Source organism: Streptomyces sp. NBC_00663, from assembly GCF_036226885.1.
Taxonomy (GTDB): domain Bacteria; phylum Actinomycetota; class Actinomycetes; order Streptomycetales; family Streptomycetaceae; genus Streptomyces.
Genome location: NZ_CP109027.1, coordinates 9,560,595 through 9,576,685, shown reverse-complemented (window position 1 = coordinate 9,576,685; position 16,091 = coordinate 9,560,595). Strand labels below are relative to the sequence as shown.

Annotated in this window: 13 protein-coding genes and 1 pseudogene; 9 read left to right on the top strand and 5 right to left on the bottom strand. The window is 68.3% G+C overall.

What is annotated here, in order from left to right:
- Window positions 1-215 precede the first annotated feature (215 nt).
- The 4 genes from OG866_RS43335 to OG866_RS43320 are packed head-to-tail and all read left to right on the top strand — an operon-like array spanning window position 216 to window position 3,898.
- Entirely contained in the window at window positions 216-1,244 is a 1,029-nt protein-coding gene (locus tag OG866_RS43335; protein ID WP_329343461.1) for a UbiA family prenyltransferase, read from the top strand.
- A complete protein-coding gene (locus tag OG866_RS43330; protein ID WP_329343459.1) occupies window positions 1,244-2,191 on the top strand; it encodes a hypothetical protein in 948 nt (315 codons plus the stop codon). Before OG866_RS43335 ends, OG866_RS43330 begins: the two co-directional genes overlap by 1 nt.
- Entirely contained in the window at window positions 2,175-2,825 is a 651-nt protein-coding gene (locus tag OG866_RS43325) for a hypothetical protein (RefSeq protein ID WP_329343457.1), read from the top strand. The genes OG866_RS43330 and OG866_RS43325 overlap by 17 nt, the downstream gene beginning before the upstream one ends.
- Window positions 2,822-3,898, top strand: coding sequence for a UbiA family prenyltransferase (locus OG866_RS43320; RefSeq protein WP_329343455.1), 1,077 nt, complete (start codon window positions 2,822-2,824; stop codon window positions 3,896-3,898). Before OG866_RS43325 ends, OG866_RS43320 begins: the two co-directional genes overlap by 4 nt.
- 486 nt (window positions 3,899-4,384) lie before the next feature.
- Here OG866_RS43320 and OG866_RS43315 read toward each other — a convergent pair whose 3' ends face one another.
- The 3 genes from OG866_RS43315 to OG866_RS43305 all read right to left on the bottom strand — a co-directional run bounded on the left by OG866_RS43315 (window position 4,385) and on the right by OG866_RS43305 (window position 7,232).
- The gene (locus tag OG866_RS43315) at window positions 4,385-5,314 is read right to left on the bottom strand and encodes a hypothetical protein (protein WP_329343453.1); all 930 of its coding nucleotides are present in this window, start codon (window positions 5,312-5,314) and stop codon (window positions 4,385-4,387) included.
- A 527-nt stretch (window positions 5,315-5,841) separates the two neighbouring features.
- The gene (locus OG866_RS43310; RefSeq protein WP_329343451.1) at window positions 5,842-6,168 is read right to left on the bottom strand and encodes a helix-turn-helix domain-containing protein; all 327 of its coding nucleotides are present in this window, start codon (window positions 6,166-6,168) and stop codon (window positions 5,842-5,844) included.
- Window positions 6,168-7,232: a tyrosine-type recombinase/integrase gene (locus OG866_RS43305; protein ID WP_329343448.1), complete on the bottom strand. Its 1,065-nt coding sequence runs from the start codon at window positions 7,230-7,232 to the stop codon at window positions 6,168-6,170. The genes OG866_RS43310 and OG866_RS43305 overlap by 1 nt, the downstream gene beginning before the upstream one ends.
- 556 nt (window positions 7,233-7,788) lie before the next feature.
- Between OG866_RS43305 and OG866_RS43300 the strand changes: the two genes are divergently transcribed.
- Together OG866_RS43300 and OG866_RS43295 are read left to right on the top strand one after the other, a co-directional pair.
- Entirely contained in the window at window positions 7,789-8,070 is a 282-nt protein-coding gene (locus OG866_RS43300; protein ID WP_329343446.1) for a hypothetical protein, read from the top strand.
- Window positions 8,071-8,197: 127 nt separating this feature from the next.
- A pseudogene (locus OG866_RS43295) lies at window positions 8,198-8,443 on the top strand (SpoIIE family protein phosphatase); the annotation flags it as partial.
- 405 nt (window positions 8,444-8,848) lie between these two features.
- Here OG866_RS43295 and OG866_RS43290 read toward each other — a convergent pair.
- On the bottom strand, window positions 8,849-10,774 hold the full coding sequence (locus tag OG866_RS43290; RefSeq protein ID WP_329343444.1) for a glycosyltransferase family 2 protein: 1,926 nt from the start codon (window positions 10,772-10,774) through the stop codon (window positions 8,849-8,851).
- A 435-nt stretch (window positions 10,775-11,209) separates the two neighbouring features.
- Here OG866_RS43290 and OG866_RS43285 point away from each other — a divergent pair, with 435 nt between their 5' ends.
- Both OG866_RS43285 and OG866_RS43280 read left to right on the top strand, forming a co-directional pair.
- A complete protein-coding gene (locus tag OG866_RS43285) occupies window positions 11,210-12,646 on the top strand; it encodes an FG-GAP-like repeat-containing protein (protein WP_329343442.1) in 1,437 nt (478 codons plus the stop codon).
- A 712-nt stretch (window positions 12,647-13,358) separates the two neighbouring features.
- Window positions 13,359-13,922, top strand: coding sequence for a cysteine hydrolase family protein (locus OG866_RS43280; protein WP_329343440.1), 564 nt, complete (start codon window positions 13,359-13,361; stop codon window positions 13,920-13,922).
- A 334-nt stretch (window positions 13,923-14,256) separates the two neighbouring features.
- Here OG866_RS43280 and OG866_RS43275 read toward each other — a convergent pair whose 3' ends face one another.
- Window positions 14,257-14,994, bottom strand: a complete 738-nt coding sequence (locus OG866_RS43275) for an SDR family oxidoreductase (protein WP_329343438.1) — start codon at window positions 14,992-14,994, stop codon at window positions 14,257-14,259.
- Window positions 14,995-15,086: 92 nt separating this feature from the next.
- Here OG866_RS43275 and OG866_RS43270 point away from each other — a divergent pair, with 92 nt between their 5' ends.
- A complete protein-coding gene (locus OG866_RS43270) occupies window positions 15,087-15,950 on the top strand; it encodes a LysR family transcriptional regulator (protein ID WP_329343436.1) in 864 nt (287 codons plus the stop codon).
- Window positions 15,951-16,091 lie beyond the last annotated feature (141 nt).

Sequence of the window (16,091 nt, the reverse complement as noted above, 5' to 3'; positions counted from 1 at the left end):
AGTTCATGGTGCACTCGGCCACACTGTTGGAACTTTGCATCACTGATCAAGGGGGCGGGTATGCAGCAAGGTAGTTCGACAACCATCCAAGATCGCGAATTGTTCGAAGAGCTCGTGGGTTCGATCAAGCAGGACTGGCGTACGGCGGAGACGGCGGACAGCACACGAGAGCGCCGGCGGCTTCTCGAACCGCGCGCCGATGAAGGCGTCACTTGGTGAGAAAGGATTCCGGTCTCCGGCGGTACAGTCGGCTGACCAGGGTTCATGCCGCGAGCGCCGCGGCCTTCGTCTACCCCCTCGGCCCCTTGGTGGCCGCAGGGGGAGACGTCTCCCCAGCTCCGGTGATCGCGATCTCGGCCCTCGGGGTGCTCGGTCACACCTATGGATGTACGGTCAACGACCTCGCCGATCTGGAGTCCGACCGACGGAACCCGGCGCGACGCAAAAGTGTTCTGGTCAGTGGTGCTGTCAGTATTGCCGGGGCGCGTATCGCGCTCGGAGTTCAGTTGGCTCTGGCCGTCGTGCTGACGATCTTCGCCGCGGTCGCCGGAGAATCGGGGTGGTTGTTCGCCGTGGGCATGACCGTCCTTTTCGCAACAGTAACTTTTTCCAACACCCATCAGAAGCGCAGGATTGCCCATCCCTTGGTGATGGACCTCTTGTTCGGCGTGAACATGGGCGCACCGGCTGTCTTCTGCTGTGCCGTCACGGGCCCGGGTGATCTCACGCCCGCATGGCTGGTGGCCGTGGCCTTCGGTATCCACATGGTCCTGCTCAATGTCGTTGCCGGAAATCTCAAGGACCTCGAACACGATCGGGCGGTGGGAGACGACACGACGGCGCTCCGGGCGGGGGTGAGGTTGACCGATTCAGGTCGGCTGATACCGACGCGCCCCTATCTGCTGTTGCTCTGCGTTCTGCTGCTCGGTTCGGTGGCGTCCCTTCTCGCACTGGTCCTGGCCGCGCCGTCTTCGGCCGGACACCGCGCGGTGGTGGCGGCCGTACTGCTCGTCCTCCAGGGCATGGCTGGCCATTCGCTGTGGACGCTGGTGCGGCAGGCGCGGGCCGTGGACCCGAACGGCCGGGAGCGTTATCTCGGCTTGAATTTCTTCTCGTTGATGGTGGCGTGCTCGCTCTGGGCACCCCTCGCGACGGTCGTCGTCGCCGTCCTCACCGCCGTGTGGCTCGTGCTGACGCGCGGTCTGGTGGCCCTCCCTACCCGTGAGCAGGAGAAGATCGCCTGATGCCGTTGCTGGACGAGGCGCGCTCCGCCGTGCCCTGGGAAACCGTCGTCGCTCGCATTCACCGCGAGATCACCTGCGCCGTACCCGCGCTCGATACGACGGTCCGGGAACTTCCTCGCAAGGTGTTCGGCCTCGACTCCGGCTTCTTCTACATGCCACTCGCCCAGGCCATGCACTGGGGGGAGGAGGATGGAGGTTGGCTGGAGGAGGTCGCCACCGTCTTCGGCCTCGGTCATCTGTACTACGTCCTGCACGACCAACTCGTCGACCAGGGACGGCTTCCCCCCAGGCAAGCTGTACTCATGGACGCCGCGCTCACCCTGTACCTAACGCGCGGCGCACGGCTCGGAGCCGGAACCGAGCGCTTCTTGGTGTCCCATGCTGCCAGTGCGGCCGCCTATGCCGAGGCGCTCTTGCGGGACATCGCGCACAACGAGCGGCCGGGAGACGGCTACAGCCCCGACGACGTGTTCCGTCTGGGAGAGAAGGCCGCCCCCGGAATTCTGGCCCTGGTTGTCGTGGCGGCGCGCTGCGGACGGTCACGGCACCTCGCGGAGCTGCCCCAAGCCGTCACGGACCTGTGTTCCGGACTCCAGCTGCTCGACGATCTGCAAGATCTGAGAGAGGACTGGGAACACCGCAACGTCACCTTCCCCGTCTCCTTGGGCATCAGCGCGTTGGGCACCAGCGCCCCGGACAGTGCCGACCCCTCGCACATTCCCTTCGCCGTACACACCGCGGACGACCTCCTCGACGCGCTGTATCTGAGCGGCGGAGCAGCCGTGGTGCTGCGGCTCGCACTGCGCTGCCTGGGGCGGGCGCGCGCCGCGCTGTCACGGACCGACGCCGGAGTCGTCCTCGGACTGACCGACACATGGACCGAGCGCGCCGCACGGCAGCTCGACCGAGCGGAGAAGGAATCAGGCGCCCATGCTCGTCTGGGGTGACCGCGTGAAGCCCCCGGTCCGCACCCGGCTGACCGGGCACACCTACGGTGTCTACTACACCCTCTGCATCGGTCTCTTCCGCCTCACCGTGCGGGTGCCGCACACGGTGATGCCCCCGGACCCGGTGCTCTACTACATGCCGCACGGGGACCTAATCCCCGGGGTCTTCGCCGCTCGTGGATTCCGTCATTTCGCCTGGGTCAACGACAACACGGTCGGCGGCTACGCGGCAGCGCTGCCCGCTCTGGCCGCAGGAGTGGATGTCTTCCGCATCGGCCGTGGAGGACACCGCAGCCCGTACGAGCAGGTCCGGGATTTCCTCCGCGAGCGCACGGGGCCCGTCGGGATCTTCACGGACGGAGGCCGCCGGGACGGCAGGGTGAGGACTTCCCTTGCGGCGCTGGCGAAGGACACGGGGAGGGCGGTCGCCCCCTTGCGCGTCCGCGCGGACCGGGCCTGGGAGTTCCAGGGCCAGTCGGTGCCCCGTCCGTTCAGTACGATCCGGGTCGCGCGGGGCGAGCCGATCGCCGCCGCAGCGCTATCCGCGGCCGGAACCGAGCGGAGCCGGGAGATGCTTCAGCACGCCCTGGACGCACTGAGCGATGCGGCACCAGGCGGGCGAGAGGCATCGTGAGCGACGCCGGGACCGCGCGCGGCACTGCCGTACCGGCCGCAGCAGACTCCGGCCGTGACGGCACCGGGATCGCCGGACGCCTCTGGGACTACACGGGTCTGGTGCGGCTGGAGTGCCTGCCCCTGCTGTCGGCGCCTTTCCTGCTGGGCTTTGCCGTGTCACCCACCGGCTCACCGGCGCTGGCGTACGCCTGGTTAGCAGCCGGTCTGGCCCTGCACGGCCTCAGCTGTGCCAGCAACGACATCGCCGACAGGGAACTGGACGCCCTGGACTCACGGCGAGCCAACCGGCCCCTGACCTCGGGACGCGTACCGGTCCGGCACGCTGTCGTCCTGTCGCTGCTCCTGGGCGCGCTGTTCACGCTCGCGGTGCTCACCCTGCCCAGCGAGCACCCTTCCCTCCTGTGGGTCTCCCTGGCCCTCACTGTCTGGGGCAACACGCGGCAAAAGCGCTCCCGTGTCCCCACACCGGTGTCCGACCTGCTCTGGGGCGTCAGCGTGGCCGCGCCGCTGCTCGCGTTCACCCCGGCGCCCACGGCCGGACATCTGGCGGCGGCGGCCGCTCTCGCCCTGGTGGTCACCGCGTTCGACGTGGCGGGAGGAGACGTCAAGGACCTAGAGACGGACCTGTCCGCCGGACTCCGCACCACGGCGATCGTGCTGGGCCTGCGGCCCGGACCGCACGGTGTCGGCACGTCCACCGCGTTCCGGCTGACGATGACAGCCGGCTACGCGGTGACAGGGGCGCTGTGCCTGACAGCACTCCTTACCGCGTCGGCTCAGCTTCCGCTCCTCGTGACCACCCTCACGGCCCTCCTCGCGGGCACTGCGCCCCTGGCACGCCACACAGCGGGACGGCGCGTCTCGGCCGGCGGCCGCAGCGTGCTGTTCCTGGCCGGCCCGTTCATCGCGGTGCTGGGCGCGACGGCGGCCCTGGCACCCCGCCCCGCCCAAGTCGCCCTGAGCATGGCAGCCGTGACGGGAGCCACGCTCGCGGCCGCCCTCGGCCGACGGCTCCTGGCCCGCACCGCACGGCGCCTGCCGTCTGCGCACCAGGAGCTGCCGGAGGCGTGAAGGGCTGCCCGACCTGGGGAACGGGTCAGAAGCCCCGGGCCACGGGCTGGGTTTGTGAACGCACCGCGGTCCGATGGCCTGCCAGCGGGGACCCCTACCACTTCAGGCTGAACCAGATCGTCTTCTCCTGGTCCGTCGGCCGTACGCCCCAGTCGTCGGCGAGAGCGCGAACGAGCAGGAGGCCACGCCCGGACTCCTCGTCCTGGGCGACGCGGCATGGCTGAGCAGAAGCAGCTGACGTCTTCGTGGCCGTCCTCGTCGGGCAGCAGTGCCAGCAGGACGTGGTCGACGGTGGCCTCCAGGTCGACTGCGGCAGGCGCAAGTTCGTGCAGGGCGCGATCTGCTGGGTCAGCTTGTCTTCGATGTCGGCCGCCAGAGTCTGTCTGCAGTGATGATGAAGTTGGGGTCGTCGGCGTACTCAGGCATAACACTAATGACCTCGCGTAGTCGGGAGTCGCGTGCCCCTTACATGCTGACAAATAATGGTCACCGTGAGTGGTCACCGGGGGCATAGTGACGCCAGGTTCCTCCAGTCTCTTCGGCGAGACGGGTGGTGTGGTCGTCGTTGTAGCCGAGCATCCGGGCGATCACCGGAGCGGGGGCCTGGAGGACGATATGACGGATCGCCGCTGTGCGTCCTGGCCGGGTCGGGAAGCCCAGTTGGCGGAGACGGGGTGCCATGGCTTCCGGAGTCATGGGCTGTCCGGCCCGGCGGCCGGGAAAGAGCCATCGGGCATCGGGGTTGGTCGCGGTCTTGGTGTTGGGTCGCTGTCCCAGGTAGTTGAGCAGCATTCCGTCGAACGGGGCGGGAACGGGCGACAGTGGGTCGCCGAGCCTGACGAGGACTTTGCCGTCCTCGTGCTGGACGTCGTCGCTGCTGAGCCTGGTGATCCGCGTAAGCGGCTGGGCGTAGAGGAGGACAAGGACGGCGGCCACGCGGTCCTGGAGCGGTATGTCGTCGCGGTTCACGAGCTGTCGCAGTAGCGCGAGCCGTTGGTGCTGGGGGAACGGCGCGGGATTCGCCGTCGAGCGGTGCGGGATGGTGACGGTCGGCATGTGCCTGGACTGCACGGCCCAGCGGAGGAAGGAATGGGTGAGGCGCCGGGCGGTGTAGCCGCCTGCATACCAGGTGTCGACATCGGCCTGGGTGCAGTGGGCGAGGCTGCGTCCGCGCTGGGCAAGGTGTTCGAGGAAGCTGATTGCAAGGCAGAGCTTGTTGCGGGCCTGCTGGGTCTGGCTGCTGGTGAGCGGCCCATGGCCGGCCAAGGCACGGAGACGGCGTTGGATGTGCCAGGTGGCGAAGAGGTCCAAGAGCTTGCGGCACTCGGGGTCGCTGACAGTCGGCAGTTTCTCGGTGAGCCACCGCTGAAACAGCAGCAGATGCCGGTCGGCCGACGGAAGGACACCGCACTGCATGAGCAGGTCGCGCAGGTAGGCGACCGATCTCCACGGCGTGAGCTACTCAGCCCCTCATGGGTGAGTGGGGCTACGTTGCGGGCCAGGGCCTGGAGGTTCTGCTGGACGTGCGGCTGGTTGGTCCAGGTCAGCCCGCCCCAGGGGCGCCCCATCTGTCGGAGCGTCTCGAACAGTGGGAGGAGTTCGGGCCGGATGCGGCCGGTGTCGTCGCCGAGGAGTTCGTGAAGGCGCTCGGCCAGGACACAACGGGCGCCGATTCCGCGGCGGTAGCGTCGTGCTTCTTGGCCGCACTGTTCGCAGGTGAAGTTGCCGAGGCCACCAGCACAGTCGGTGCAGGGTTTGCCGCCGTCCGGTGCGAGGCCCGGGGTAAGCTTCGATGCCGCAGCCTGCGCAGGTTCCGTAGTTCTCCAGGGCCTGGGCGTAGCAGCTCGCACAGAGGTAGCCCTCGGGCCAGTGGGCTGCCCTGGGCCGGACGGCCCGGCGGCATCTCACGCAGAACGGGTCTTCGGCGTGGATGCGAGTACGGCTCATCCTTCAGGCCGGATGCGGGCGCGTTTGGGACGGACGGCCGACAGGGCGACGACTGCGTCGCCGGTGGCGACCTTGCGAATGACGGCGTTCTCCGCCTTAGTGGCGATCAGATCGGTTGGGGTGCAGTCGAAGATGTCGCAGAGCGCGGCCAGCACCGGAAGGGACAGGCGCTCGGGAGTGCCGGTAACCAGGCGGTGGACCTGCGAGAGGGAGAGGTTGACGCCACGCTCGGCAAGAGGCGGGGCAAGCTCGCTGGTGGTGAACATCCCGGCGGCAGCCATCTTCTCGCGCAGTCGCCACTGGTAGCTGACCTGGCGTTTCATCAGGCCCTCCTCGCGGGCTTGAGCGCAGCCTCGACCGTCGCGTCCAGGGCGCGACGCAGGGTGCGGGTCCGGAAGTCGGAGGAGACGCAGGTGTAGACCGAGGTGGTGCTGGCATGCTCGTGGCCGACTTGCTGCTGCACGAACAGCGGATCCCAGCCGTCTTCGATCAGGTGGGTGACGTAGGACCTTCGCAGCGAGTGGAAATCCAGGACCGGATTCAGGCCGAGGTCGTCGCGGTAGGCGGCGAAGCTGGAGTCCAGCCGTTGCAGTCCGACCCGCCGACCGCGTTCGGACGGCCATAGGGCGGGACCGTCCGCGTGCCGCATCGCCGGCCTCACCTCACTGATCCACTGGTCGACGATCTCGGCCGACCACTCCCACACAGTCAGCACGCTGCGGCGCTTCGGGGGCGACCCCTTCTTCGCCTTGCCGTGGCGGACGTAGCAGACGCCGTACTCGCCGAACTCCGCCGCTTCGGGGTTGCGACCGAAGTCAGCCGTATCCAGCATCCGCGTCTCGTTGCGCCGCAGCCCGTAGGCGTACGCAGTCTTGAGGAGCATCGCGTCACGGAAAGCCGGCAGCCAGCCCTTGCGGCCGCATCCACGGACCCGGCTCACCTCATCGTCGGCGTGGTCGAAGAGCGCCTGCAACTCATCCCGGGTGAAGGCCCGTTTCGGGGACTCGGCCTCGCACTCCTGCATGTGCACGGCGGTATTCCACTCGTGACACACCTGGATCGGATGAGTACCGAAACGGTGCTCACACTCCGCTGCCCAGCCGTAGGCCAGGTCGGTGGTGTAATCGCAGAACAGACGCACCGCCACCTGGTATCCACGCAGCGTCGAGCGGACACAGCCACGGACCGCCCGCAGGTCACCGAACCACTCGTCAGCCAGCATTGAGGACCAGCTCCACGGAAAGGCATCCGCGTGCGCGGCGAACGCCCGCACCTTCCGCTCCCGACCGTTGATGGTCGACAGCGCGAGGTTCCGCGCCAGTTGTTGGTTGCGCCAACCGTCCAGCATTGCCTCGAAGACCTGCTCCTCTGGCCGCAACAGCCGCACTCCGTCAGCCAGGTGTAGCCGCGCGGCCCCAGGGGCCGCCCCGTCCTTACCCGCCAAATTCATCACGCTCCGTAGATCGCATCCGACGCGAGAATGTCGCATCAGACGCGAAGCCCGGAGCAGAACGGCAGGTCAGCCATCCGATCAGGTGAAGCGGGACGACACAGGCCCTGCCCGTCCGCTACCGTCTCTGCAGACCAACTGCGAAGCCTCAATCCACTGGTCAGTGCTCTCTTCTACGTCCGGTCGACCAATGCGGCGCAAAATACGTTCAGTTCGCATCGGGTGCGATTCGCGCCGGTTCGAAGTTAAGCGAGGAGGGCTACGGGAAGCCCGCACACACGCCGCCATGGCCGAATCATGGGATTCCGGGCGAGTCGCCTCTTTGGTGATCCCGCCTCCGCTCCGGCGCGACGATGCCGGTGACGGGCAGGCCATGACCAAGCTCCTCACGACGACACCCCACGCACCGCTGCCCGTTCTGCGGGCCCGACGACAAGACCCCGCTGACCGTGCTTACTCAAGGCTCACGAAGAGGAGACAGGCCGACGCATGCATGTGGTGGCCGAGCTGCACGACCACCGCGCCCGGCTGCTGGCCCCCCCTGGGCGCCACGTCGGACGTCGTCGTCCGTGGTGAACTGACCACGCTGCTCAGGACCCAGATCCCCCACAACCCCGCTCTCGCCGCCGTGTTCGAGGAGATCTTCACCGCGCGCGGCGGAGAGCTGGCCCCGCGCTCCGCCACTGGCTACGTCCGCCCCGGCAGTCCGAAGACACTGTTGGCGAATCCTGGGGCTGAACGTGATGTCGGCCTGCATGACCCGCTGTGGTCGTGAAGGCCGACGTTGTGTTCGGGGAGGGTGTCGGTGTCATTGCGCGCCAAGGGGATAGACGGGGTTCCGGCGGAGACGGCCCGGGTGGCACGGGCCGCGTTCCCGACGGGCAGTTTGGCGATGCGGATTCGTGACCCTGCAACCGGGCGATCGGGTTCTTCTCTACACCGACGGTGTCACCGAAGCCCGCACCCTGCACGGGGAACTGTTCGGGCTCCAGCGGTTCGCCGACTACGTCATCCGCGCAACCGCCGCGGGAGAGTTGGCCCCGGAGACCCTGCGGCGGCTGATCCACTCGATCCTGGACGTGGAGACCAGTCGGTTCCGGGACGACGCGACCATCATGATGTTCGAGTGGCAGCCGCGTAAGCAGTGACCTTTGAACGGGGCATGCACTCGGTGTGCAGGCGGGTGCCTCCCGCAGCGCGCTGTTCTCGTCGACCCGCGGGCGCGGGTAGGCGACAACCGGGGCGACCAGGGCCCCGGCCCCGGCGACCACGCCGAAGGAGCGCTTGACGAGGTCGAAGAAGCTCGCGGAGTCGATCCGGCCGTTCGGGCTTGAGCCCGCGGGTACCGAGGCCGCCCCACCCGGCGCGGAACACGCCGGCGGCGACGGTCAGCGGTAGAACGATCCACACGGTGGACGATCCGCTGGGCGACACCTCCGCATCGAGGACAGTGCCACCCTTGTGCCGGAGTTTTGGCGCTCTCCCTACGACGTGCCCGAGGCCTACGAGAACGACTGATACACGCGACGAAATGCCGTGCTTCCCGTCACCTCTCACTTGCCGAGCCGCCCTCGCACCCGCCGCACTCGCCGGTTGTCACCAACTGCGTCGAGGAGCCGCCGTCCTCTACCCGCCTCGTACGCCGGACCCTCCAGGCGCAGCAGAGCGCCCTCGTCGACGACGGCGTACGCGATCGGGGTCTTCGCCTTCGGGAGGGCGATCGGGTGGCGTCCGGTGGGGAGCTTGAGGCGGCCGGGGAGGCGCAGCCGTGCCGTTCCGTCGGCGCCGGCGACCAGCCTGGCCTCGACGGTCAGGGTGGACACGGTGACCTCGATGAGGGCAGGATCCCCCGGCGCCGCCAACAAGTACGGCAGCCCGAGCGAGCGTCGGGCACGCAAGTCGTTCGCTGCGACGAGGTCCTCCGTGTCGGGGCCGATCTCACGCTGTCGCTGGTCCACGTCGAGGGCGAGCTGGCCCTTGACCGTCCAGTAGGGCTGCGCGAGCCGGCCGCCCGTCAGCGACAGACTCGTGGCAACGGCACCGGGCTCACCCTCCCCGCTCACACGGAGCATGCGCTCGACGCCCAGCAGCTGGACGTAGGCCCATACGTCATGGACACCGCGCTGCAACGGACGGCCACCGGCGAGCCGTTCGGGGTCGAGGCGAAGCCGCCCGGAGGCGACGAACCGCGACCGCCCCTCACCGGCCGGCTCCAGCCGCACCTCCATCTCACCCTCCGGGTACCACCAGTCCTCGCGGTCCCGGTCCTTGACGACCAGTTCGGCGTAGGCGAGCCGGAAGGGGTCGGGAACCTCCCAGCCCTGTTCGGCACCGGGTACGCCGTCGATCAGCTCAGGGTCGAGCCACCACGTGCCGTCCCGCTCGACGAGGAGCAAGGGGTCCCCGTCTCCCCGCACCAGGTCCAGTTCGACGTCAGCGACAAGGCAGCCGTCCTCCCACCGCAGTCCGCCGACCTGGCTGCGGGCCTTCACCTGACGGACACGCTCGGCCAGCGTCTTCGCGCCGTCGAAGTCGCCCTGCTCGAGTAGTTCGGCCCGCAGCCGGGACACGGCGGGCAGGCCCTCTCGAACGGCGGCTGGAAACTCCTCCAGCGCCAGCTCGCGGGCCGCCTCGAAGCGCTGACGCTGCTCGGCCGGGTCCTCACGGAGGATCTCAGGCTCGCGGGCCCGGGAAAGGATCTCGACGTGGTAGAGGCGGTGCAGCAGCCGGTTCTGGAGTCCATCGATGTCGTCGGAGGGAGTAGTCCCGTCCTTGATCTGGCGGACAATGGTGCGGCAGTTGGGCCAGAATCCATGCCGTGGGTTGAACCGGTGCTGGGTGTTGTTGCCGCCGTCGTCCCGCTTCATCCAGTAGTAGCAGGGGTAGTCGGCGAGGATCGAGATCCGCTCAGCCTTCAGGTAAGCAGCACTGACGAAGAGCAGGTCCTCCAGGATCCAGGGTCCCTTGGGAAACCTGAGCCCGTGCTCCTCGACGAAGGCCCGCCGGAACATCTTGTGCGGTGACATGCTCTGCATGAGCTCGTCGTTCTCGATCGTGCAGGCGTCCACGGTGTGCCGGAACAGCCGTCGGGGCCGCACTATCGTGCTGGACATCTTGCCGATCACCACATCGGCGTCATTCCGCTTGGCGTGCTGGTACAGCCGCTCCAGCGCCTCGTGGCCGAGGGTGTCGTCATGGTCGACGAACTGAATGTACTCACCCCTGGCATGCCGCATCCCGAGATTGCGCGGCTCCCCCGGCCACCCCGAGTTCGGCATGGTGTGCACCTGGACATTCGCATGCGCAGCCGCGATCTTCTCCAGCCGGCCCAGGGTGTCGTCCGTCGACCCGTCGTTGACGTAGATCACTTCGTACTCGTCGGCGGGCAGGCTCTGTCCCAGCAACGACGGGGCACACTCGTCGACGTACTTGCCTGTGTTGTAGACGGGGACGATCACGCTGACCTTGGTTCTCAGCATTCCTGTGACTCTACATGTGTGTCCGATATGACAAATACGTGTCGGCCCTGCCGACGGCTCCTCGACATCGTCTCCACGACCAACACATGTGTGCGAACCAGAGTCGAGCCGATGGGGCGGAGCCGTTGCTGAGGCCCGGACGACGTGGCGGGCTGCGCTATCCAGACCGTGCCGTCCTTCGCGGGTGCGGTCGCCCATGAGGTCATAGCCGTACTCCTTCCAGTACGGAGAGACTCCGCCGACCCCGTTGTTGCCGACGCAGCCGCCGAACAAGCGGTCTCGTGGAGTGGTCCTGGCCAGAAGCGCTCACCACCCACCTGGCGGCCCAGGCCGGACCAGGCGGGGGGCGGGCGCCGATCATCGCTGACCCACAGGAGACGAGGCTCGGACACCGTCAGCACCGGCGCCCCGTGCGTCCCCAAGGATCTTCAGACGGTGGGCCGTTGGATCTACTGGTCCTGCGGCCCGACCTCGACGGCGGGCGTGTACGACCGTACGGCGAAGAAGAGCATCACCCTTCCGTCCGGCGAGGCCCTGCTCGGCGACGGCTATGTCGTACGGCACGACACCTCGGCCGGCGCGCTGCTCCTGACCGCCTTCGCCGACGGCACGGCGACCACCCGCAAGATCGGCAACCTCGCGGCGGGGACGGCCGGCCTGCGCGGGGTGACCTGGACCGTGGACAAGTTCGGCGGCCCCGCGGCCTACGTCGGCGCGGACCGGCGCATCCATTTCGTGCCCAGCGGGGCCGCCACCCAGGGCCTTGCCGCCGTCGAGACGCAGGTGACCGACAACGCGTCGGAGAGCAGCGCGGCGAGCAGCCCGTGGTGGCAGTGGCGGGGGCTGCTCTCCAAGCCCGCCGCCTCCTGGAAGGCCACGCTCACCAACAAGGCCACCGGCGCCGTGGTCCGTACGCTCTCCGGCGGCGCGGTGCAGGGCAACCTGACCGCGCGCTGGGATCTGCGGGACAGCAAGGGCGCGCTCGTCCCCAACGGCACCTATACCGTCACGCTGACGGCTGTGCCCGCCGACGGTTCGGGGCCCGTCATGACCGTGTCCCGGACGGTGCAGGTCTCCGTCGGAGCCGCCGTACGCCACGACTTCACCAACAGTGGAACCTGGGCGCCCGACGGGACCGGCGACGCCCTGACCCTCAGTTCCTCCGGCGTCATCAGCTACCGGCCCGGCAACGGCACGGGAGCCCTCGGCAAACCCATGTCCGCCTCGGGCTGGCCCACCTCCGTGACCCTGGTGCCCTTCGGCGACCTCAACGGCGACCGCCGCAACGACGTCCTCGTCCGGTTCAGCAGCGGCGAACTGTGGGTGTACCGGACCATGCGCGGACAGGCCTTCCTCACCAGCACCCCGCACATCTCGCTCGGCAAGGGCTGGAACCAGTACGACCTGCTGACCTCGCCCGGGGACATGTCCGGCGACGGCCGCCCCGACCTGATCGCCCGCAACTCCACCACCGGCGCCGTCTACCTCTACAAGGGCACCAGCACCGGCAAGCTCTCCGCCCGCGTCAAGCTCTACGACAACTGGAAGACGTACAAGAAGATCGTGGGCGTCGGAGACCTCAACGGTGACGGCATCGGCGACCTGATCGCCCAGGACAAGTCCAACAACCTCTACCGCTACACCGGCACGGGCCAGGGCACCTTCAAGGCACGCGTCAAACTGTTCTCGGCCTGGGGCGGCTCGTACAACACGGTCGTGGGCGTCGGGGACATCACCGGCGACGGCAAAGCCGACATCATCTCCCGCGACACCTCCGGCAACGTGTGGCGCAACAACGGAAACGGGACAGGGTCGTTCGGCTCCCGCGCGAAAATCGCGACCGGCTGGCAGGCATACAAGAGCGTGTCCTGAGCACTGCCTCAGCACTCACGCACCTGGCGAGCGTCGGATCGACGCTCGCCAGGCGGCTGAAGCCATGGGAGGTGTCGGCGTAGTCACCGGGCCCCGGGCAGCAGCGCATCACCGTCGGCGGCCGCATCCGCCCGCCGGACGACCTCACCACCGAGCGGTCCTGGACTCGCTCGACCACCGCCGCCACGGCTGGCCGAATACGGCCGCCCCCATCCGCTGATCACTCATCAGACCGCCGTCGAACTCCGGGCGGCAAGCTTTGGCCCCGGGCCATCCGCCATTTCACCGCCACCCTCGAATGGCTCCGCGTCGACCGACAACTCCAAGAAGCCCCCCACCCACGGTGCCGACCCGCTCCACCTCGCGCTCGTCTCCGGAATCGACGAGACGAGATCCGTGCCACCGACGTCGTCAACGCTGCCTGTGACGCACTCGTTGCAGGCCTCGGCAGACCCGCACTACGGATGTGGAGCGCCTGGCGAAAGCGGCACTGGCTCACGTCCATCCGAGCTGCGCAACGGTGTCGCTCACCTCGGCACCGACGATGTGGCGGACTGCCTCGGGACTTTCATCGCGACCGTGGACAGGCTTTTACCGCACATGGGCGAGGAGACCGGCTCCTGACGCTGATGAGGATCTACGAAACCTCCACCGCAGCTCGGTTGATCCACCAGACTTGCTCCTGTTTCCCGGCGGAGAAGGGACGGCAAGCATGGCCAACAGCGCACTTCTGGTGATGGACGTCCAACGGGACGTCGTGGCCATCGCCGATGACGGTTCCGGATATCTGCCGCGCTTGCGCAGGGCGATCGACGGTGCCCGGGCAGCAGGTATCACGGTGATCTACGTGGTGCTCGGGTTACGGCCGGGCGATCCAGAAGTCAGCCCCCGCAACAAGGTGATGACAAACGCCGTGCGGGCCGGGCTGTTCACCGAGGGGGCTCCTGGCACCGAGATCCATGGCGATGTCGCGCCCCAGCAGGGCGACGTCGTGGTCACCAAGAGGCGGGGGAGCGCGTTCTCGGGCAGCGACCTCGACTTGGTGCTCAGGGCTCGCGATATCGACAGCCTTGTTCTCACCGGCATCGCCACCAGCGCTGTCGTACTGTCCACCCTGTGGCACGCCATCGACCTGGACTTCGGCCTCACCGTCCTGGCTGATGCCTGCCTCGACACCGACCCCGAGGTGCACCGGATGCTCACCGAAAAACTGTTCCCGCAGTGGGCAGATGTCCTCGCCGTCGAGGACTGGATCAAAGCCATCGCACCGCAATAGCCGATCGTCCTGCGCCGTGACCGGATGCGGCGGTCGTCGTCCTCGGTGTCCCACCGCTCAGCCATCGCGTTGAGTTCGGCGCCTCGTGGCTATAGGTGTCACCAGACCTCCACCGCCACGCGCCCTGACCAGCTCCCCCGCCTCCGATGAACTGGTCCGGAAACCGGGCCGTCGCCCTGCGGTGACCAGACCAGCGGGCCGCCATGTCGCCGAAGATCCCAGTCGATCTGGTCCTGGTCGCACGGACGCCTCCCGCTGTCTCATCCGATCCGGTCTGCTGTCCGCGCCGTTTCGTGGACCCGCCGGGGCTTCGTCGGCCCAGGCCAGTTCGTGATCACCAGGGGACGACGCCGTCGTCCTCGAAGAACGAACCGCTCGGGCCGCCGTCGGGCAATGTGGCGAGCCGAATCGCTGTGGCCGCGCCCTGTTCGGGGGTGCGGGATCCGTGGAAACCTGTGAAATCGGTGGCGACCAGGCCCGGGCAGGCGGCATTGATCAGGATGTTGGTGCCGGTGAACTGCCGGGCGTACTGGACGGTGAGGGCGTTGAGGAACGATTTCGACGGCGCGTAGGCCGCCATGATCGGGCCGATCTCGGTGTCGGGGTCCGCCTGCCGGGCCAGGGAGCCGACGCTGCTGGAGACGTTGACGATGCGTGGCGAGGCCGAGCGACGCAGCAGCGGCAGCATCGAGTTGGTGACCCGGACGACACCCATGACGTTGGTGTCCACGACCGTGCAGAGCACCTCCAGGTCGAGCGCCGTCGGGTCCTGCTCCCACCCCGGGCCCATCTCCCCCGAGATGCCGGCATTGTTGACCAGGGCGTCCAGGCGCCCGGCCAGCCGTTCGACCAGCTCCGCGGCATCGGTGACGCTCCGGTCGTCGGTCACGTCCAGTGGTACCGCGAACGCGTCGACGCCGAGGGCGCGCAGTTTTCCGACGGCGGTTTCGCGTCGGGTCTCGTCGCGGGCTCCAACGGCCACGCGGTACCCGAGGCTGCCCAGCCCGGCCGCGATCTCGTACCCGATGCCCTTGTTCGCGCCGGTCACCAGCGCGATCTTCGTTTCGCTCATGCCGATGATGGTGGCCCTGACACGGGTGGCGCGGCCAACACCGATCCGGTGTCCTGTCATACCCGCCGGGTATCACCGCGTATGCTGCGGCCGTGGACACCCTCGAAACCCGCGAGTTGAGGTACTTCGTCGCCGTCGCCGAGGAACTGCACTTCGGACGCGCTGCCGAGCGCCTCGGCATGGCCCAGCCACCGCTGTCGCGGGCGATCCAGCAGCTCGAACGGCGCCTCGGGATCTGCCTGTTGCAGCGCAACCGCCGTGGTGTCCGCCTGACCGGTGCCGGAGAGGTACTGCTGCACGAGGGCCGGGCCGCCCTCGATGCCACCGTCGCCGCCGCTCGCCGAGCCCAGCGGGCCGGCGGTGCCGACAGCCCCGGCGGCCCCCGCAATCGACTGGTCCTCGCGGTGAAGGCCGCCGCGTCCCACGAACTGCTGCGCAAGCTTCTCGACGCCTACGCGGTCGAGCCCGACAGCGCCGAGATCGAGGTGCTGCCGTGCGGCCTCTGCGAGCAAGAAGAGCTGCTGCGCGACGGACGCGCCGATGTCGCCCTCATGCACACGCCGTGGAACTCCCTCGCCGGCTTCGACAGCGAGGCACTGACGACCGAGGGGCAGATCGCCGTTCTACCGGCCGGGCACCCCCTCGCCACCCACAAGACCCTGACCCTGGCCGAAGTCAGGGACCTCCCCGATCTGCCGCTCGCCCGCTGGCCCACCCGCGGCGTCTACGCGCCCGGCCCCGGCCCCGAGATCCACAACCAGACGCAACTGGCCCAGCTGATCGCCCTCGGACGTACCGTGGCGGTCGTCCCCGACTCCGCCCGCTCCTGGCTGTGGGCCGAGCACACGGCCGTCCCTCTGACCGACGCACCTAGCGTCGTGACCCACATCGTCTGGCCCGCACACAGCCGCTCCGTCACCCTCGCCAGCCTGGTCCGCACCGCCACACGGCTATGAGCAGAGGAAGCCGAGCATCCAGTCAACGGTGCGGCAGTCAAGGGCAGCAGGCCCCACCACAGGCCCGACCTGGGCCCGAGCACAGCCTGACCACACGTTCAATGCCGCAATATGATCGTGGTCAGGGCCGCATGGTCACCA